Here is a 19,324-nt window from a genome sequence, read left to right as displayed (position 1 = left end):
GGCTTGCCTGACCCGCCGCAAGCCCGGACTCACCCGACAGAACTTGCCCTCCCGCAAGGACCTGACCCTGGCCGGCGGACGCGTAACCAGCCCGGCCGGAGCCTGCCTGATCCAGCCACCCAGGAGCTCCCCCCGCCCGACGCAAGCCCGGACTCGCCCGGCGGGATCGCAACCCTGCCAAGCAGGAGCCTGACCTGGCCGGCGGAGCTCGGCTTTGCCCGATGCGAACGGCCTGCCCGGCGCAACTGCGGCCCTACTCGGGGCTGAACTGTCCGCATGCATCGACCTTTCGGCCTGTCCGGCGATTGAGCACCGGGGCCCCGGGCAGCGCCCCGCACGCGGCAAAGTCGCAGCGTCGGCGCACCTGGCCTCCACCCCCGGTGCGGAAACCAGCCCGTCCGACCATTGAGGACCAGCGCCCCCAGCCAGCACCCCACACACGGCGGGGCGCCTCAGCCCCACCCCCGCCCGGGGCAGCGGCCCCGCACGCGGCAAAGCCGCAGACGCCGGCGCAACCGGGCCTCCACCCCCATCCGGAAGCCACCCCGTCCGGCCGTTGAGGGCCGGCGCCCCAGCCGGCGCCCGCAGGCGGCAGGCCACTTGGTCTCCTCCGGCGGTGCGGAACCCCCATCCGGCCACTCAGTACCAGCGCCCCCACATGGCGGGACACCCTCCCCTCCGCCCCGGTCCGGAAACCAGCCCGTCCGGCGATTGAGGACCGGGGCCCCGGGCAGCGCCCCGCACTCGGCAAAGTCGCAGCGCCGGGGGCAGGCCGGCCTCCACCGCCCGTCCGAGACGCCGGCCCGTCCCGCCGCCGGCGCCCGAGGCGGTGGGCCGGTCAGAGCTGGAGGCGGGCCACTCGGCCCTTTTCGCCCGATGCCCAGCAGCCGAAGTCGGGTGCGCAGTCCACCGTGTCGTACGAGCCGGTGTCGATCGTTCGCCAGTTGCGGCCGCCGTCCAGTGTGAGGTCCGTCCCCGTGGGGCCGACCGCCAGCGCGCCGGACTTGGTGTGCGGCAGCCAGGTCACGCCCGAGCGGTATGCCGGCGGTGGCGTCTTCGACCGGTGCCAGGTCGTGCCGCCGTCGGCGGTCACCGCCGCCGCCTTGGGTGACGCCTGGCCCGCGCGGTAGTCGCCGCCGACCGCGATGCCGTGGTCGCGGTCGCGGAAGGCGAGGCCGAACACGCCGCGCGCCGGGTCGCCCGCCGGGATGGTGGCATCCGTGGCGGTCCAGGTCAGGCCGCGGTCGGCGGAGTGCAGCACCCGGCCCGTGGCGCCGCCGCCCGTGGCGAGCCATACGTCCCGTGGCCCGGCGCTGACCAGGCACTGGCCGCTCGCCGCGAACCCCGCCTCGCCGGGCTCCGCAGCCGGCATGCCCGCGTTCGGCAGGACGGTCCACGACTTGCCGCCGTCGCCGGTGGACAGGATGCGGTACTTGCCGTCGACCGGGTCGCTCATCGCGAGACCGTTGCGGCTGTCGAAGAAGGTGACGCAGTCGTAGAAAGCCCTCGGGTCGGTGTTGCGGAAGGTCTCGGTCCAGGTCTCGCCGCCGTCCGCCGTACGGAAGACCCTGGACGCCTCCCCCTCGCCGATCGCCAACACCACAGCGCGCCGGGCATCGAAAGCCTCGATGTCGCGAAACTCCAGCCCCCCTGCGCTCAGCGGCGATACATCGCGCCAGGTGCGGCCGCCGTCAGACGTACGCAGCACCGTGCCCTTTGATCCCGCCACCCACGCGGTCTTCCTGCTGACCGCAGCCAGGCCCCGGAACCGTACGTCGTTCTTACCGGTGTCCTTCAGCTGCCAGCCGGGCGCGTTCCCGTTCGTTTGCACGTTCGCCTGTACGTTCGCCTGCGCCGACGCCGCTAAGGCTGCTGCCAGCGCCGCCCCGCACAGTCCCAGCGAAACCATCCGTCTCGTCTTCCCCAAGCCCCTCATGGCGCTGGAAGCTAGCCCACCGCGACAACGCCGTCCAGGGTGCGATGAAGCCGGACCGGGCTTCATGGAGTGGAGGGGCGACGGTGACGCACGTCACGTCCCGCTCGCATGCACGGATTCCCGTGTTCTTACGTCTGTCCCTATGACAGGACGCATCAACCCGAGCCGTGAGAGGGAGCAGCCCGTGTCTCCCGTGATTGAGCAAGCCGTGCAGACCCGTCTGGTGTCATCCACACCCCGGATGGAGACGGTCCCGGCGACCCTGCGTTACGACAGCGCGGACCCGTTCGCCGTACGCATGGCCTTCCCGCCCGCCGCCACGCTGGAGGGCATCGAGGTGGCCTGGGCGTTCGCCCGCGACCTGCTGGACACGGGCACGGACCGGCGGACCGGCCTGGGCGACGTACGCGTGCGCCCGTACGGGTACGGGCGGACCGTACTGGAATTCCATGCCGCGGAGGGGACCGCGATGGTCCACATCCGCACGTCCGACCTGCGCCGCTTCCTCAAACGCACCCACGAGCTCGTCCCGGCCGGCAGCGAGCATCTGCATCTCGATGTCGACCACGACCTGGCCGAACTGCTGCGCGACGCCCTGTGAGGGGATGGGCCGGGCGCGTTCTCGGCCAACTCGAATAATTCGTTGGCGTCCTCCGGGGCCACGACGTACTTTGGTCGTGGCCCTGTTGTCGTCGATCGGAGTGGACGTTGCTCGTCTGAGGTCCTGAGACACCGTGTCGTACAGACTTGACTCTTTCGTCTGTGCGCCGCCGCGTGCGACCTCGGCACTTGAGCCGTCCAGCCCATCCCTCCGCCGTACGTCGCCCACGCCGCCACCCCCGGTGTCTCCACCCGTTGCCCTTGCTCGTTCTTCAGCAACCGGGAGGCCCCCTTGTCTACCTTCCCCACCCATCTCAGCTGCTCCGCGCTCTCCTTCGGCTGGCCCGACGGAACGCCGGTGTTTGACGGATTCCAACTGACCGTCGGCCCCGGCAGAACCGGGCTCATCGGTCTCAACGGGTCAGGCAAATCCACCCTGTTGAGGCTTGCTGCCGGTGAACTCACCCCCACCGGGGGAAAAATCCAGGTCGCCGGCGAAGTCGGTTATCTGCCGCAGGATCTCGTCCTCGACACCTCGCTGCGCGTGGACCAGGCCCTCGGCATCGCCGGCACGCGCGCCGCGCTCCACGCCATCGAGGCCGGCGAGGCGACGGAGGAGAACTTCACCGCCGTCGGCGACGACTGGGACGTCAAGGAGCGCGCCCGCGCCACCCTTGACCAGCTCGGCCTCGACCGGATCGGCCTCGACCGGACCATCGGCGAGGTGTCGGGCGGTGAGTCGGTGCTGCTGCGTCTGGCCGCGCTGCTGCTGCGCCGTCCCGGCGTACTCCTGCTCGACGAGCCGACGAACAATCTGGACCGCCGCGCGCGGGAGCGTCTGTACGCCGCCGTCGAGGCATGGTCCGGCATGATGATCGTGGTCAGCCACGACCGCGAACTGCTGGAGCGCGTCGATCAGATCGCCGAGCTGCGCGAAGGTGAAGTCCGTTGGTACGGCGGGAACTTCTCGGCGTACGAAGAGGCGCTCGCCGTCGAGCAGGAGGCGGCCGAACGCATGGTGCGGGTCGCGGAGGCCGACGTACACCGGCAGAAGAAGGAGCTGGCCGAGGCACAAGTGAAACTGGCCCGGCGCAAGCGGTACGGGCAGAAGATGTACGACACCAAGCGCGAGCCGAAGATCGTCATGAACGCCCGCAAGCGCGCCGCGCAGGAGTCGGCGGGCAAGCATCGCATCATGCACGCCGAGAAACTGGCGGAGGCGAAGGAGCGGCTGAGCGGGGCGGTGGACGCGGTGCGCGACGACGACGAGATCAGAGTCGAATTGCCGTACACGACCGTGCATCCGGGGCGCAGGGTGCTGACGCTGTGTGATCTGCGATTGCGGTACGGGTCAGAGATCGCCGGCGAGTTCGAGGTACGCGGTCCGGAGCGGATCGCGCTGGTCGGGCGGAACGGGTCGGGCAAGACGACGCTGCTGCGCACGATCACCGGGGAGCTGGAGCCGGTCTCGGGCGAGGCGCTCGCGCATGTGCCGCTGCGATTTCTGCCGCAGCGGCTCGACGTACTGGACGATGGGCTGACGGTGGCCGAGAACGTGGCGAAGTTCGCGCCTTCGGCCACGAACAACGCCATCAGGGCGCGACTGGCGCGCTTCCTGTTCAAGGGAGCGCGGGCTGATCAGCGGGCCGGGACGCTGTCGGGCGGCGAGCGGTTCCGCGCGACCCTGGCGGCGCTGCTGCTGGCGGAGCCGGCACCACAGCTACTGCTGCTGGACGAGCCGACGAACAATCTGGACATGGCGAGTGTGCACCGGCTCACACAGGCTCTGGAGTCGTACGAGGGCGCACTGATCGTGGCGAGCCACGACGAGCCGTTCCTGGAGTCGATCGGGATCACCCGGCGGCTGGAACTTGGGAGGAATGAGGGGGATGAAGTGGATGAGGTGGACGCAGCGGGGAACGCGGAGGGGGGCGAGAGCCCCGAGGTCGCGTGACATGGCTCTCGATGCGGGCGCCTGACCTGTACGCATAACTGACCGTAACGGGACATTGCAAACGGGGACTTGGCTCAGCTCTTACGGCCCCCTTAACCTACGGTCTCGTAACCTACGAAGCCGTAGGTAATTTATGCCCACAGTCCCCGTCCCCAGGAGCACCAGTGACGATCACCTCTCCCCAACTCGGCAGTTCGGACGCGTGGACCGACGCCCGACTGCTGTACGCGCTGGAGGAGGTGGTGGAGAAGGAACTCAACCGCCATCTCAAGGTCGCCAAGGACTGGATGCCGCACGAGTACGTGCCGTTCTCCGACGGCCGGAACTTCCCCGGCATCTTCGACGACGGTCAGGCCTGGGAGCCTGAGCAGTCGAAGGTCACCGACATCGGCAAGATCGCGCTCGTCGTGAACCTGCTGACCGAGGACAACCTCCCCAGCTACCACCACGAGATCGCTTCCCTCTTCGGCCGCGACGGCGCCTGGGGCACCTGGGTGCACCGCTGGACGGCCGAGGAGGGCAGGCACGGGATCGTGATGCGTGACTACCTGCTCACCTCGCGTGCCGTCGACCCGGACAAGCTCGAAGCGTTCCGTATGCAGCACATGTCGGAGGGCTTCGAGTCCGACAACCGCCACTCGATGCTGCACTCGGTCGCGTATGTCGCCTTCCAGGAGCTCGCGACCCGCGTCTCGCACCGCAACACCGGCCACCAGTCGGGCGACCCCGTCTGCGACCGCATGCTGGCGCGCATCGCGACCGACGAGAACCTGCACATGGTCTTCTACCGCAACCTGCTGGGCGCGGCCTTCGAGATCGCCCCCGACCTGACGATGCAGTCGGTGCGCGACGTCGTCGTGAACTTCCGGATGCCCGGACACGGCATGCCGGGCTTCGAGCGCGCCGCCGCCCAGATGGCGATCGGCGAGATCTACAACATGCGCATCCACCACGACGACGTGCTGCAGCCCGTCCTGCGCTACCTCAAGGTCCTGGAGATCGACGGGCTCGGCCCCGAGGGTCTCAAGGCGCAGGAGGAGCTCGGCCTGTACATGAACGGGCTGGACGCCGAGGCGAGCAAGTTCGACGAGAAGCTGGCCGCGCGCAAGGCCCGGATGGCCGCCCGCGCCGCCTCCGCCTGACCCCCTGCTCGCGGCTCCAGCTCGCAGCTCCAGCTCTCAGTACGCCGTCACCACGGCACAGGCCGCGTCACGCACGTCCTGTACCGGGTGGCGGCGCAGCTGTTTCAGCAGCTCTCGCCACGGGTCTGCCCACTCCGTGCGCCTGCCGCCGACGTCGGTGAGGGTGACGGCCAGCAGCCCCTCGGTGTGAGTGCCGTCCTCGCACAGCAGGCCGGCCTGGGCGAGCAGGGCGTCCGTGTCCCCGGGGCGGGCGGCCGAGTCCAGCCGGTCCTCGATGCTTTCGGCGGTACGGACCGCGAGGGCGGGACGGCCGTCGTGCAGCCGGGCCAACCGGACCAGGGCGGCCCGCAGCTCGGCCGGCCCCGCGTTGAGATCCAGTGCGTGCACCAGGAGATCGGCGGCCTGCGGCACGAAGTCGCGGTGGCCGGCGAGGAGTCCCGCGGCGGCGTTCGCCACGGGACGTACGGCGTCGGGGCGCTGCCAGGTCTCGGTGATCAGCCCGGTGATCAGGGACTCGGCGCGCCGGCGCGCCGGGCGGTCCCGTACGGTCCCCGCGTCGTCGGCCGTGCCTTCCGCGCTCGCGTCCGCGGTGACCAGGGCTTCCAGGGCCTGGCGCACGGCCAGGCCCGCTTCCGGGCCGTGCGCGGCGGCGGACGTGAGACCACTCGCCGCGCCGCGCCAGGCCGAACCGCGGCCCGGATCGCTGATCGCGGCCACCAGGACCGCCGGAGCGCCCGGCGCCCAGGGGATCCACCCGGCCAGCGCCCGGAGGGCGAGGCCGGCGAGGTCGTCGTCCTCGGTGGCGCACACCTCCTGGACGAGCCGTGCGTACTGGGGCCGGTGCGGCTCGGGCAGGTCCATGGGCTGGACGCGCAGTACTGCGGTGCGCACGGCCGTCTCCCCGGTCGCCGCGTCCTGGAGCATGCGCCGGACGCGGTCGTCGCCGAGCAGCGGGGTCGCGAACGCCACACAGGCGGCCCGTACGTCGCGGTGCTGGCCCGGCATCGCGTACGCGTCGGCCAGCAGCTCCGCCGCCGCCGCCTGCGGCAGCCGGGTCGCGGCGAGCCGCACGGCCTCCTTGCGGCTGGTGACCTTCGCGGCGCCCTCGCCGGGTGCCACCAGCCCGCGCAGCAGCGCGCCGAGCCGCGAGGGGCGGACGTACCGGGAGGCGCGCGTGGCGGCGTACACCGCGACCCGCGCACGGTCGCTCCCGGCGTGGCTCAGCAGCTCCGCGAGCGCGCCGTCGGGCCGGTCGGTCCACGCCAGGGCCGCGAGAGCGGCCTCGGCGAGCACCACGTCCCCCGCGCCGGTCCATTGGCGCACCGCGTCCAGGCCGGTGCCGGGCAGGTTCGCGGACTGGGCTATGGCTGCGGCGCGGGCGTTCAGCGGCAGCTCTTCGTCCCCGGCCGCGCGCGCCAGCCGACCGGCGGCGGCGCGCTGCTGGCGCGGCACCCAGCGGCGTACGTCCGGGCCCACCGGGACGGTCCACGGGCGGTCCTTGGCCAGGAAGCGGCCGTACGGCGAGGTGTCGCCCAGGAGCTGGTCGAGCAGGTCTGTGCGCCGCCGGGTGAGCACGCGCAGAACGGGGTCCAGCACGGCGGCCGACGGCTCGCGGGCGAGGACGCGCTCGACGCGTTCGTCGCGGCCGGCGGGCGGGTCCAGCCAGAGCGCGATCGCGGTCTGCGCGGTGCGGTTGTCTTCGGAAAGGACGGCCTGCCACAGGAGTTCCTGGAGTTCCGGCATGGCGGCGGCCCGCTTGCCGAGGGCGCGCGTGAGGGCGAAGGCGAGCCGGTAGTCGGCCTTCTTCGCTCCCGCGTCCAGCCAGGGGCGCAGGGCGTTGAAGACCTGGTGCTCCTGGCCGCGGCTCAGGATGTGGTCCAGCCGGCCCAGGTCGGCGCCGCCGGTGGTCGCCGCGATGCGCGCCAGGGTGCGCAGCGCCCAGTCCACCAGAGCGAGCTCCCCGGTCGCCGCGTGTTCGGACGCGTGCTCGCGGAGCACGGCGAGGCCGAGGCGGCTCAGGTCCTGTCGGGCACCCTGGGAGGAGTCCCGTGCCTCGACGGCGTCCGTGGTGACGCGCTCCAGGTGCGGCGCCGCGTCCTCGGTGAAGAGCGCGGGATGCGTCGCGGCGAGGGCGTGCAGGGCGGGCGAGCGCACCGGGTCCTGCTCGTTGCGCAGCCGCGCCATCTCCGCCAGTACGGCGGTGACGGCGGCCGGGTCGCCGGAGCGGCCCGCGTTGCGTATCAGCAGCGGCCAGGCCTCCGCGCGGTCCCCGGCAGTCGGCCGGCGGGTGGCCTCGACGAGCCGGTGGCGCGCCTCGGCGACGGGCAGGTACGACTCGGCGAGCAGCACCGTGTTCCACCGCGCGCCGCGTTCCCTGGCCCGGTCCGCCATCCGCCGCGCCTCCTGGGCGGCGTAACCGCGCGGCAGCGAATCGAGCAGCACGGCGTCGACGGTGCCGAACCCGCCTTCCCCCTGCCCTTCCGCGACGGACGCCCAGAAGGGGTCCAGCCCAGGTAAGCCCAAAACACGCAACGAGATGATCTTGAAGGTGTCGGTCACCGTACCGAAGCGGGAGTGACGACAGGGGCGGGCCGGGGGTGGGGGATGTCGTCCGCGTCTTGGAGGGTCGCGAAGTCGGCGTGGGCCTGGGCGATGGCCTCGGGGTATGCCTGGGTCTTCTCGTGTTCGGCGAGCGCTCGGTAGATGCTGGAGAGGCTGGGGTTGTGGCCCTTGCGGCGGCCGGTGGGGATGAGCAGGTCGGGCTGGATCTGCTCGACGGTCTCGCCGTTCGCGCGTCGGCGGAGCACGGTGTGCAGCATGTCGTCGGTGATGACGGGCGGTCGGCCGCCGTGCTTGCCCTTGCGGGAGGCGGCATCGAGTCCTTCGAGGGTGGCCTCGCGGATGTTCTCGCGCTCGGTCTCCGCCATCGCGGCGAAGAAGCCGAACAGCAGCCGGCCCGGACCGGTGGGGTCGTAGATCCCGGCCAGGGGTCCGGCGAGCATCTCCAGTACCAGGCCGTGTGCGGTGAGGTGGTCCGCAAGCGCGGTCAGCTCGGCGGCATCGCGGCCCAGTCTCTTCATCTCGTTCACCGTGAAAATCACCCGGCAGTGCGGGGCGTGGGCCTTGATCTCCCGCGCGCACGCGAGCGCGGCCTCGAACTGCGGGCGGACCCGCACCCGGGTGCTGATCTTCTCAGCGAAGATCTTGTCCCGGGGGATGTTCTTCGCGGCGAGCGCGTCCAGCTGCGACTGGAGCTCTTGGGTGAGGCTGGAGCACCGGGCGTATCCGATGCGGATGTCCGCGGTCGGGGTGCCCGGGTCGATCGCCGCCGGGACGGGGGTGCCGGGTCGCCACGGCTGGCCGGGCCCGCGGTCGGCGGGCGTCGGGACGCGCAGAAGTTTCGCGAGCCGGGGTACTTTCGTGAAGCGGCCGGTGTGGTAGGTGCCGGCGACCGCGCCGGAGCGCGAGCGGCAGGGTGAACCTGACGATGTGCGACAGCGGGGGCAGGGGTGGCGCTCGACGTCGTCGGCGTCGGACATGAGCGCGGTTTGAGGGTCCGTCATGACCCCGGATGCTGTCACAAACATTTCCCAGAATGGGCCCGGTTCCACTTTTGAGTGAGAACGAGTTGTGACAGTGAATCGGCGGTCCGGGGTGTTTCCGTGGACCGTTCTTGATCTTGCTCCGGGAAAGGAGCGTTTGTGAGAGTAACGCCCGCGTCGGATCCGTGGCCTTGGCCCTCCACTCGTCGAACGTCCGGCCCACGTTCGGGAATCCGGGACGCAGTGTGGAAGGTGAAGCCGCCCGCGTTGCGTGCCGGCATTCCAATGTGGCATCCGGGGGCGTGCTGCCGTGCGTGCGGTCGGGTGCTGCAGCTGGACCATTCCGATGGGTTCCGGGTGGGTCATGTTTCTGGCGTGTTCCGGCCAGAGGGCGGGGCAGACGCGGCGATCCGTGACTGAGGGGGCGCAAATGGCCAGTGATAGCCCTCTTCGTTAGCTTTTGGGTGCGGAGGCGGAGGGGGCAGTTTCGAGGTTGGGCACTTGGTGTCCATCTGGTGGGTGTGAAGAGGAGTTTCGGGGGGCGAGAGGGAGCTCTCGTGTTTGGCTGAGGTAGGAATGGCGGGTTGTGAGTCCTCCTGGTGACGGCCGGCATGGAAGTGGAATATGCCGCCTTGCTGAGCTGGGGTGCGTGCTGGATTGTTGAGTTCTCTACGACGTCTACTGTCGTGATGTTGGCCGGTAACGCGATTGTGCGCGGCAGGAGTGATGAAGGCCGGATTCCGCGCTGTGGGCGGAGGGGGCGGGGACTACAAAGGGTGCCGAGGCAGTGGTTCGCCGACCTGTGAGCCATTGCCTCTCGCCCCGGTCCCTGAGGAGGTCTCGAATGCGGCAGGGGTCCGTATGCGGGGCTGAATTCCCCGCGTGCCTGGCGTCGGACTGAGAGGGCCGCATGTCATGTCCAGATGGTTGCGGATGTCTTTCCCGCACGCATACGTCGCTGTTCCTTGAAGGAGATCTCCATTCCGGCGCAACGAATCCTTATGCGTGTGTGCTTTTATCGTGGCGCTTTCAAGTCACGGAATTAACGGAAACGCATCCTTGACTGCTGTTTTCAATCGCTGCAAGCATGGCTTGCGGAAATCACCGCACCCTGATTCGAGGAGTGAACACGTGATTCGTTCCACTCGCATTTCCCTGACCGCGCTGGCCGCCGCTGCGCTGCTGGCCGGGTCGGTAGGCGTGTCCGGCGCCGTGGATGCGCCAGCCGGCTCCCCCCGGGCAAGCTCCGCCGGTGTCCTGGACCTGCACTGCAACGGCACCATGCGGTTCGAGTACAGCCCTCACCTGCTGTTCACGCCGCAGAACGCGACCCTGCACGGAACAGGCGGCCTGACCTGCGCCTCTTCGACCAACCCGAATATCACCAACGCGCAGGTCGACATCCAGGGCTCCGGTTCACTCAGCTGCACCGGCGGCCAGGCCGAAGGAACAGCCCGCTTCGACTACAACGACGGCAGCTCCAGTACGGTCAAGGGCGAGTTCCTCCTCAGCGCCCGTCCCGGCGGAGAGATCGTCACCGCCATCCGAGGCACTGTCACCGGCGGACAGTTCCAGGGCGACACTGTCGTAGGAGAATACGTCGGCACCACCACCACCCCGTTCGACTGCGCCAATCCCCAGGAGGGTCTGGACAGTACTTCCGGACCCGTGAACATCGACTTCACCGGGCTGGCCGGTAACTGACCCCGACGAGCGACAGGTCAGCCAAGCACATGGCGCGCTGCGGCTCATTGGGCCGCAGCGCGTTCTCCGCACAGAACAAGGCGTCAGGCCATGAACCCGGCCTCAGCCGGTCGCCACAAGCCCGACAGCTCCTCTCCCTGGCCCGCTCGGCGCCATCCCCTGGACGCCACGCCAGCGGCGTAGAACTCAAGGCTACTCAGCACCGGGAATCAGAACTACGTACGACCATCCTCTGCCCCCGTCGAATCACGGAGGAACACACCATGTCACCCCCTGCTCTCCGCACGTTCGCACTCCTGCTGCCGATCACCTGACCCCCATCAGACCGCGGTCCAGGAGACCGGCACGGTGGGTACCTGCGTCTCCGACGTGCCCGGCCTGTCCTACGGAACCTACGTCTACTCCGGCAACGGGGTGCTGTCGTGTCTCGGCGGGAACTCCACCGGCAAGTTCACCTGGACCTGGCACCGTTCGGACGGGTCCGTCATCGGCAACACCGTCGTGGGTCTGGATGCCGACGATCCCGCTGTCATCACCCGCGTCAACGGCAACAACGTCGCCGCGACCACCGCTGACACCACCGGCGGATCGATCATCCACCCCGGCCGTATGGAGTACACCGAACAACTCATCGCCACCGACCAGACCGCCTGTGCCACCACCGGCCTCAACGCCCAGACCGGAACCAGCCTGGGCCTGACGGCGCAGGACACGCTGATCGTCTGCACCTCGGGCAACCAGACCCAGCGCTACAGCCCCGGCCTGACCTACGCCCGACTGATTCACGTGCTCGGAGCAACACATCCGGGTGCCTTTCGATGGCCCCTCAGCGTCCTACTGACCCACGGGCTCGGAACACACCAAGGCGACACGACGTCCGCCGGACGGCCACGGGACGTCACACCACGCGATCGCTGATCACCGGTGACTGATTAATGACGCGTGGTGAGCAGAGTTCGGACGGGTCGCCCGGCTGGGCTTCCCAGCCGGACGACTTTATGTCGTGTCGTGAGGCGGGCTGTGCGGGTCCCGGTCAGGCGGCTTCGTCGAAGTCGTCGCGCAGTTTGGTGAAGTCCACGTCCAGTTTCGGTTCATACGCGTCGGGGACGATGCCCAGTTCGTGAGTGGAGTACTCGCCGAACCGCATGATGTGCTCGGTCAGGTAGGGGGAGATCTCCGCGAGGTCTTCAGGCTCGATTGGCCACCCTTCCGCCTGGAGTTCGCGCACGATCTCGGCGATATCCAGCGTGTTGTGGAAAATCACGGCGTTCGTGAGCAGGGAATTGAACTTCATCGCCTTCTCCTGCTCGACCGGATCATTGTCGGCGATGACGCCGCGGTTGCCGAAATGCAGCCACTCAGAGAACCCGTTGTACGCCTCGACCTTGTTCGTCGCCGCCGTCACCCGCCGGCGCATGGACGGGTCCGAGAGATACTTCAGCAGCTGGACGGTACGGATCACACGTCCGACCTCACGGAACGCCGTGTAGGTGGCGTTCTTCCGGGAGCCCGAACGCAGGCGACGCAGCAGCAGCGTGGAGGAGACGGCACCCTCCCGCACGGAGATCGCCACCCGCATCAGATCCTTGAAGTGATAGGCGATGGTGTCCCAGTTGATGACGTTCTTGCCCGCCTCGCCGAACAGCGCGTCGATATGCTGGTACTCCACACTGCGGGTGGGCCGGTAGAAGTTCAGGTCCTTCCAGTTCCGAATCCTGGGCATCAGCTCAAAGCCCAGCAAATGCGCCAAACTGAACACCGGGAAGCTCTGGCCCTGCGTATCCGCGTGAATCGTGGTCGGCTTAATCTCCGAGGCGTTCTTCAGCAGCCCCTCGATGATGTAGACCGCCTCCCACACCCCGCACGGAATGAAATGCGTGAACAGCGCAATATAGGTGTCGGAAATGTGATGGTAGGCGATGCCGCCCGGCAGTCCGTACCGGATAGACGTCTCCGCCAGGAGGTTGTTGAGGTAGGTGTCCATGTGGGTGCCGTCGGCCGCCGCGGTGGTCCCATCGCCCCAGGCCCGCGACATGTCCAGGCGGGCGTGCGCGTTCACCACGTCCGTGATCGCCTCGTTCAGCTTGGCGATGTTGAAGTGCCGGTTCGCCGCCAGCGACAGCTCATGAGCGGTCACCCCGGGGATGTGGCGGGCGGCTTCGGTCGGGCCCATGTTGGTGCCCTTCACGAACGTGGTGATCACGTACCTGCCGAACGGATCGGTCAGCTTCGGATCACTCCCCGAGGCCGGGCCGAAACGGCGCCACCACTCGATCCAGAACGCGGTACGGGCCAGGATGCCCAGCAGCGAGCGTTCCGGCAGCCGTGCCTTGATCTCCTGCTCCAGCTTCTCCGCCGAGGCCCGCTGACCCTCCGCCCGCCGCCGCTTGAGCGACGGGACACCCGTACTGGGATCGATGAACAAGTCCTCGTTGTCCGGATACCCGGCATCCGCCGCAGCCGCAGCGGCGGTGAGCTTGTCCTTCAGCTGCGCGACGAACACGGCAGCGTCGAACGGCGTGTCGTCCCCGGCCTCCTTCAGCCCCACCTCGACCAGGTAGTCGTCCAGCTTCTCCTCCACCGCCTCCCACGGCAGCAGCTTCTTGCTCCAGTCCGCGTACTCCTCCGACCCTTCCACCGCGACGTCGCCGGTCCGCAGTTCCTCGGCGAGATTGCAGAAGACCATCGCCTCGAAGTGGCGGCGCACGAACTGGCCCGGCCGGCTCCTGTCCGTAATGGCCTTCCGCCAGTTCTGGGTGGCGAAGGAGACATCCACCCGTCGGCCCTGTTCATCAAGGGCGGGGATGTAGTCGCCGCGGGCGCTCTGGTGCCGCTTGGCGTGTGCGAGCGCGGCCAGCACCCGCTCGTCCTCGCTCGTGGCGGTCAGCTCCAGCACGTCGGTCAGCTCGAACATCGTCGCCCGGTCCCGGCCGATCTGCCCGTACAGCAGGATCTCCCAGTTGTCGCCGTGGTGGGCGGAGACTTTCTCGATCTGCGCGTACTGCTCGGCGAACCCGCCGAAGGAGTCCACCGCCCGCGTCACCGCACCCAGTCCGCCGGCCTGCACCCGCAACCCACCGACCAGCGCGAGGAGCGCGGGCGAGACCTTTCCGCCGAGGCGCCGCACCACCTCCGCCGCATCCGCGTCCTCGTCCAGGTCTGTGAGGGCGCTGACCGCCTCGGCGGTCATCCGCGCGGCCTTGACCTGAGCGGACTGGGCGGGGCCGGTTTCATCGACCTGCTGGAGCAGGGCACGGTAGTTGCCCACCAGCGCCTCGACGATGGCCTGCTGGTGCTTGCGGATGTCCTCCAGCTCGTCCTTGGCCTTCTTCACCTTGCCCGCGAGGCGCTTGCAGAACATCGTGGTCAGGTCGTCGCGGGCCCGCATCCGCGCCTTGTGCGCCAGGCACGCGATCAGCGCGGTCCGCTTGACCAGGGTGTAGTCGCGCAGCACCGCCGCGTCGGCGGCGTCCGCTTCCCCGGCGAAGTCGGTGATCTTCCCCGAGGCAACACCCTCCAGCCACACCCCGGTATCACCGAGCTCGTCAACCCACTGGAGGTGGTCCTTCTGCCTGCGGAAGTTCGACCAGCTCGGGCGCTGGGCCGCCAGCTTGAGCCGGTTGTAGGACGTCTTGCCGTCCAACCCCTTGACGTTCAGCAACCGCAGCGCAGCCGCCCGTTCCGGCTCGCTCATCCGGTCGTGGATGCCACCGCAGATCGCCGTGTTCACCTCCCCGCGGACCTTCGAGGCCATCGCGTCCAGCGTGGAGAACGCCAGCAGCTCCAGCCCGGCCTCGACCAGCTTCTCCAGCGCGATGTTGATCAGGTCCGCCGGATTGTTCTTCGCCGCTGCCTCCACCCGGATCGTCGCCTCGGCGATCTTCCGGGCCTTCGCCTTGTCGTAGTGCACACCCGTCCGCCGGCGCACCCACGTCCGGTGCTGGGCCGCCGTACGCTCCGACGCGTACCCCGGCAGCGTTCCCTCCGGCAGCTCCACCGCCCGCCGCACAAAGTCCACCACCATGTCCGGGATCTCCACCAGCTTCGGGAAACACCCCATCCGCTGATAGGACTTCAGCGCCAACAGCAACGCGAGCTGATGCCCGTCCGAGTCTGTCTGTCCTGCCGCCCACTCCACCTCCTCGCGGCTCGGCGAGAAGAACAGGTGCAGCTCACGCGCGGTGATCAGCCGCTTGAAACGCGGATACGCGGTCCGCTCGATCGACGTCATCCCGAAAGCCCCACAAAGCCCGATGCCAACAACGAACGCGGGCGCCACATGGCCCACAGGGGCATCGTCCTGACCAGATGATCCACAGCAGACTGAAAGGTCCATACCCGGGACAGCAGCGCCATCCGGTGATATTGAATGCTCGCCCCAGAGGGTCAGGAGAGCCGGTCAGGGCTTCAAGATCATCTCGGTGCGTGTTTTGGGCTTACCTGGGCTGGACCCCCAGAAGGGCCCTCGCTCCGCCGGGGGCAGAGCCATGGCGAGCCGGGCGACGTCGCGGGTGTACTGCCCCATGGCCCGCCCGAGCTCGACCACCACCTGCTGTGGGGCGTTCCGTGCGAGGCGGCAGAGAACACTGCGGCGCAGGGCCCCGCTGCGGCGGATCGCGTATCCCCCTGGCCCGAGGAGCAGCCGCACCACACCCGCGGGGTCCGCGGCGGCCAGGGCGCCGAGGCGGCCGCGCAGCGCGAGAGGCAGCGCGGTGGGTGCGTACCGGCCGAGGAGTCCGAGCACGCGCAGCGGTTCGGCGTCCAGCGCGGACGCCACCGCGTGGGCGTTCCGCTGCCACCAGCCGTCACGCAGGGCCTCGGGCAGCGCGGCGAGCTCGCCTTCGGCGGCGTCGAGCACCAGGGCGGGGTGGCGGGCGCCGAGCGCCTTCCAGCTGTGTACGGCGTGGAACAGGGCGGGCAGCAGCCGTGCCACCGTCTCGTGGCCGCAGATCGGCAACAGCCGCACGGCCTCGGCGTCGCCCCAGGTGTCGCGTACGGCATCGACCATGCGTTCCGCGAGGGCGGTCCGGCCGTCCCTGACCATCGCGCGCACTAGCTGGTGGCGTACGGCGGCGGGCGCGTCGTCCAGCGCCGCCTCGTACGCCGCGTCGGGTACGCCGAGCCTGCCCGCCACCCGCAGGGCCTGGCCGCGTACAAAGTCGTCCGGGTCTGCCAGCCGTGCGGCGACCCAGTCGGCGTCACGTCCGACGGCGGCCGCGACGGCGGCGATCCCCCGCTCGTACGGCCCGCGCCCGTCGAGCTCCTCCAGGACCGGCCGGAGCGTACCTTCGGCAGCCAGCTGCCTTGCCCGACCGGCCAGTTGGCGCATGCGCAGCGGGTACGGCAGCGGGTCAAGCGCGTCGAGCAGTCGGTCGGCCTGGCGCTGCGGAGGATGAACCATGGGGAGATTGTCCCTGGCGGGGACGGCCGCCCCCACTGAGTTTCGAGGGGAGCGCCGCGTACCACTCGAACATGTGCCCCGTACGCTGTGCGGCGTGAAACCACTGACCCGTCTCGCGCTCGTTGGCGCACCGCTCGCCATCGCCGCCTCCATCATCTTCGGCGGCGGTTCGGACGTTCTTGTTTCGGACGCCCCCGCCGAGGGTCAGGACCTGACCGCGGACCGGCCGGCGTACCAGCCGAAGCAGCGGGAGCCGCGGACAGATCAGGAGAAACGAGAGCACAAGGAACTCGACGAGCGGATAGCCAAGATGCCGCCCGGCCTCGCGGCTCCCGAAATGAAGGAGATCGCCTCGCAGATCGTGGCGAGCGCCGAGAACTCCACCCTGAACTGGCGCGGACAGTACGGCTCCATCGAGGACATCGGCGACGGCTGCGGCTACACCGCCGGTGTCATCGGCTTCTGTTCCGGCACCAACGACATGCTCCAGCTCGTCGAGGGCTACACGAAGGACCACCCGGACAACCCGCTCGCCGGGTACCTGCCCGCTCTCCGCGAGGTCGACGGCACGGCGTCGCACGAAGGCCTGGACCCCGGTTTCCGGGCGGCGTGGGCGAAGGCCGCCGAGAGCCCGGCTTTCCGCAAGGCACAGGACGAGACGAGGGACCGGATCTACTTCGAGCCGGCCGTCCGCATCGCGAAGATGGACGGCCTCGGCACGCTCGGCCAGTTCATCTACTACGACGCGATGGTGCTGCACGGCCCCGGTATCGATCCCAAGGGCTTCTACGGCATCCGCGAGGCGGCGATGAAGTCCGCGAAGACGGTCGCCGAGGGCGGAAAGGAGCAGGCGTACCTGAACGCGTTCCTGGACGCCGGACGTGCGGTGATGAAGGTGAAGAAGGCGCACAAGGACACCTCGCGCATCGACACCGCACAGCGCGTGTTCCTGCGCAGCGGCAACCTGGACCTCAAGACGCCGCTGGTGTGGCAGATGTACGGCGAGACCTTCCGCATCCCGGCTTCCTGAACCGGAGCGCCGGCGACGACGTCACACGCGCGCGTCCTCACGGATCAGTTCCGCCGCCTTCTCGGCGATGGCCACCGTGGGGGCCTGCGTGTGTCCCCGCGTGATCCGGGGCATCACCGAGGCGTCCACCACCCGCAGGCCTTCCACGCCCCTCACGCGCAGCCTGGGATCCGTCACTGACGCGTCGTCGGTGCCCATCCGGCAGGTGCCGACGGGGTGGTAGAGCGTTTCGCAGGAGTCCCGGACCGCCTGGGCCAGGGCCTCGTCGTCGACGATCCCCGGGTACGGCGCCATCGGGCCCGCCGTGTACGGGGCGAACGCGCTGTCCGCGAAGAGGGCTTCGGCCTGGCGCACGCCCGCTGTCAGCCGGCGCAGGTCGGAAGCGTCCGTCAGATAGCCGGGGTCGATGCGGGGCGCCGAAGTCGCCTGGTCGTCGGTCAGAGTGATGCGGCCCTCGCTCGCAGGCTGGAGGAGGATCACGCCGATGGTGACACCGTGCTCGGTCGGCGGCGTAAGGCCGTGCTGGACGAACGGCACCGGAGCGTAGATCAACTCGATGTCGGGCGCGGCCAGTTCCGGCGTACTGCGGACAAAGGCGACGGCCTCTCCGACGTTCGAGGTGAGCGGTCCGCGCCCGGAAACCAGGAAGCGGCCCACGTTCCTGAGCGTGTCCGCGCCGGTCAGCGTGACCGGCAGGGGGCAGCGCATCGCCACCGCCGTGGACAGGTGGTCCTGAAGATGCCGGCCCACGTCGGGCGAGGCCGCCCGCAGCTCCACTCCGGTCTCCCGCAGATGCTCCGGGTCTCCGATGCCGGAGAGCATCAGCAGCTGCGGGGAGCCGATGGCACCCGCGCTGAGGATCACCTCTCGGCGGGCGCGCAGCACGTTCCCCGCGTCCGCCACCACCCCCGTCACACGCGTGCCTTCGAAAGCCAGCCGCCGCACCCGGACGTCGGTGATGACGTCGAGATTCGGGCGGCGCGCGGCCGGCTTCAGGTAACCGTCGGCCGTACTCCAGCGCCGGCCGGCCCGCTGGTTGACCGGGGTCAGGGAGAAGCCGCTGGGATCCGGGACGTTCAGTTCCGCCAGCTCCGTGAGACCGGCGCTCCGGCAGGCTGCCAGGAAGGCGGCCGTGGTCACATTCGGGTCGCGCGGTGGCGATATGGACAGCGGCCCCTCGGTTCCGTACACCGACGGCCGGCCCGAACCGTCGGGCGCGCCACCGGTCCACCCTTCCGCCCGCCGGAAGTAAGGCACGATCGCGTCGTGCGACCACTCGGACCCGGCCGCCTCGCCCCACGCGTCGTAGTCGTCACGGTGGCCGCGTACCCACATCATGCCGTTGATCGACGAACAGCCGCCCAGCATGTGGCCGCGCGGCCAGTACAGCTCGCGGCCGCCGAGCTCGGTCTGCTTGGCGGTGCTGAAGTCCCAGTCGTACGGCGTCTTGAAGAGCTTGGGGAAGGCCGCGGGCATCCGTATCTCGGTCTTACGGTCCTTGCCGCCCGACTCGACGATCGCGACGCGCACCGTGGGGTCCTCGGAGAGGCGGGCGGCAAGCACACAGCCCGCCGACCCGGCTCCGACGATGACGTAGTCGTACTCGGTCGTTGCCTGCCTGCTGGTCAACACGTCTCCCTGGCCGATTCGCTGACGGTGCGGGGACCTCAGCATGGACGGCTCCAGGCCGCCGTGCCAGTGGGCATGCGCCCGTCAGCGGGTGCCGCGCCTGAGGCGCAGTCTCTCCTTCTCGGAAAGTCCACCCCAGACGCCGAACCGCTCGTCGTTGGTGAGCGCGTACTCCAGGCACGCCACCCGCCCTTCGCAGGCGCCGCAGAGCTGCTTGGCCTCGCGGGTGGAGCTGCCGGGGGCCGGGAAGAAGAACTCGGGCCCGGCCTGGGCGCACAGTGCTGTCTCCTGCCAGGAGAGTTCGCGTTCGGTAGTGATGTTGATCGGCATGCCGCACACGCTGCCCCGCGGGGATCAACGTCCGATCAACGTCCGATCAACACCGC

13 protein-coding genes are annotated in these 19,324 nt (G+C 69.5%); 6 read left to right on the top strand and 7 right to left on the bottom strand.

The window, feature by feature from the left end; all coding sequences use genetic code 11:
- Window positions 1-838 precede the first annotated feature (838 nt).
- The gene (locus J7E89_RS37200) at window positions 839-1,936 is read right to left on the bottom strand and encodes an oxidoreductase (protein WP_214980521.1); all 1,098 of its coding nucleotides are present in this window, start codon (window positions 1,934-1,936) and stop codon (window positions 839-841) included.
- Between the two features lie 184 nt (window positions 1,937-2,120).
- Here J7E89_RS37200 and J7E89_RS37195 point away from each other — a divergent pair, with 184 nt between their 5' ends.
- The 3 genes from J7E89_RS37195 to J7E89_RS37185 all read left to right on the top strand — a co-directional run bounded on the left by J7E89_RS37195 (window position 2,121) and on the right by J7E89_RS37185 (window position 5,632).
- The gene (locus J7E89_RS37195; protein ID WP_214980519.1) at window positions 2,121-2,537 is read left to right on the top strand and encodes an SsgA family sporulation/cell division regulator; all 417 of its coding nucleotides are present in this window, start codon (window positions 2,121-2,123) and stop codon (window positions 2,535-2,537) included.
- A 291-nt stretch (window positions 2,538-2,828) separates the two neighbouring features.
- On the top strand, window positions 2,829-4,490 hold the full coding sequence (locus J7E89_RS37190) for an ABC-F family ATP-binding cassette domain-containing protein (protein WP_214980517.1): 1,662 nt from the start codon (window positions 2,829-2,831) through the stop codon (window positions 4,488-4,490).
- A gap of 164 nt (window positions 4,491-4,654) precedes the next feature.
- Window positions 4,655-5,632 (top strand): acyl-ACP desaturase, encoded by a 978-nt coding sequence (locus tag J7E89_RS37185; RefSeq protein WP_214980515.1) that lies wholly within the window; start codon window positions 4,655-4,657, stop codon window positions 5,630-5,632.
- Between the two features lie 36 nt (window positions 5,633-5,668).
- On the opposite strand, the gene J7E89_RS37180 is transcribed toward J7E89_RS37185, so the two are convergent.
- Window positions 5,669-8,191, bottom strand: a complete 2,523-nt coding sequence (locus J7E89_RS37180; protein ID WP_214980513.1) for a hypothetical protein — start codon at window positions 8,189-8,191, stop codon at window positions 5,669-5,671.
- Complete coding sequence (locus J7E89_RS37175; protein ID WP_251061598.1) at window positions 8,188-9,195, bottom strand: recombinase family protein; 1,008 nt, start codon at window positions 9,193-9,195, stop codon at window positions 8,188-8,190. Before J7E89_RS37175 ends, J7E89_RS37180 begins: the two co-directional genes overlap by 4 nt.
- Window positions 9,196-10,305: 1,110 nt before the next feature.
- Between J7E89_RS37175 and J7E89_RS37170 the strand changes: the two genes are divergently transcribed.
- Window positions 10,306-10,878, top strand: a complete 573-nt coding sequence (locus tag J7E89_RS37170; RefSeq protein ID WP_214980509.1) for a hypothetical protein — start codon at window positions 10,306-10,308, stop codon at window positions 10,876-10,878.
- A 348-nt stretch (window positions 10,879-11,226) separates the two neighbouring features.
- The gene (locus J7E89_RS37165; protein WP_214980507.1) at window positions 11,227-11,796 is read left to right on the top strand and encodes a hypothetical protein; all 570 of its coding nucleotides are present in this window, start codon (window positions 11,227-11,229) and stop codon (window positions 11,794-11,796) included.
- Window positions 11,797-11,911: 115 nt separating this feature from the next.
- On the opposite strand, the gene J7E89_RS37160 is transcribed toward J7E89_RS37165, so the two are convergent.
- Window positions 11,912-15,109, bottom strand: a complete 3,198-nt coding sequence (locus J7E89_RS37160) for a Tn3 family transposase (RefSeq protein ID WP_214980506.1) — start codon at window positions 15,107-15,109, stop codon at window positions 11,912-11,914.
- Window positions 15,110-15,277: 168 nt separating this feature from the next.
- Window positions 15,278-16,279 (bottom strand): hypothetical protein, encoded by a 1,002-nt coding sequence (locus J7E89_RS37155; protein WP_214980505.1) that lies wholly within the window; start codon window positions 16,277-16,279, stop codon window positions 15,278-15,280.
- A gap of 103 nt (window positions 16,280-16,382) precedes the next feature.
- Between J7E89_RS37155 and J7E89_RS37150 the strand changes: the two genes are divergently transcribed.
- A complete protein-coding gene (locus J7E89_RS37150; RefSeq protein ID WP_251061606.1) occupies window positions 16,383-17,309 on the top strand; it encodes a chitosanase in 927 nt (308 codons plus the stop codon).
- A 21-nt stretch (window positions 17,310-17,330) separates the two neighbouring features.
- Here the strand turns inward: J7E89_RS37150 and J7E89_RS37145 are convergent, their stop codons facing one another.
- Together J7E89_RS37145 and J7E89_RS37140 are read right to left on the bottom strand one after the other, a co-directional pair.
- Entirely contained in the window at window positions 17,331-18,938 is a 1,608-nt protein-coding gene (locus J7E89_RS37145; RefSeq protein WP_251061597.1) for a GMC family oxidoreductase, read from the bottom strand.
- 84 nt (window positions 18,939-19,022) lie between these two features.
- Entirely contained in the window at window positions 19,023-19,268 is a 246-nt protein-coding gene (locus tag J7E89_RS37140) for a WhiB family transcriptional regulator (RefSeq protein ID WP_214980502.1), read from the bottom strand.
- Between the last annotated feature and the right edge of the window lie 56 nt (window positions 19,269-19,324).

The organism is Streptomyces sp. ISL-100, assembly GCF_018614615.1.
Lineage (GTDB): Bacteria > Actinomycetota > Actinomycetes > Streptomycetales > Streptomycetaceae > Streptomyces.
The sequence above is the reverse complement of the archived record's forward strand: the minus strand, read 5'-3'. Positions and strand labels throughout refer to the sequence as shown.

Bases quoted from the DNA above. Each gene is read 5' to 3' on its own strand.
- J7E89_RS37200 (WP_214980521.1), bottom strand. From the start codon at position 1,936: ATGAGGGGCTTGGGGAAGACGAGACGGATGGTTTCGCTGGGACTGTGC.
- J7E89_RS37175 (WP_251061598.1), bottom strand. From the start codon at position 9,195: ATGACGGACCCTCAAACCGCGCTCATGTCCGACGCCGACGACGTCGAG.
- J7E89_RS37160 (WP_214980506.1), bottom strand. From the start codon at position 15,109: ATGACGTCGATCGAGCGGACCGCGTATCCGCGTTTCAAGCGGCTGATC.
- J7E89_RS37155 (WP_214980505.1), bottom strand. From the start codon at position 16,279: ATGGTTCATCCTCCGCAGCGCCAGGCCGACCGACTGCTCGACGCGCTT.
- J7E89_RS37140 (WP_214980502.1), bottom strand. From the start codon at position 19,268: ATGCCGATCAACATCACTACCGAACGCGAACTCTCCTGGCAGGAGACA.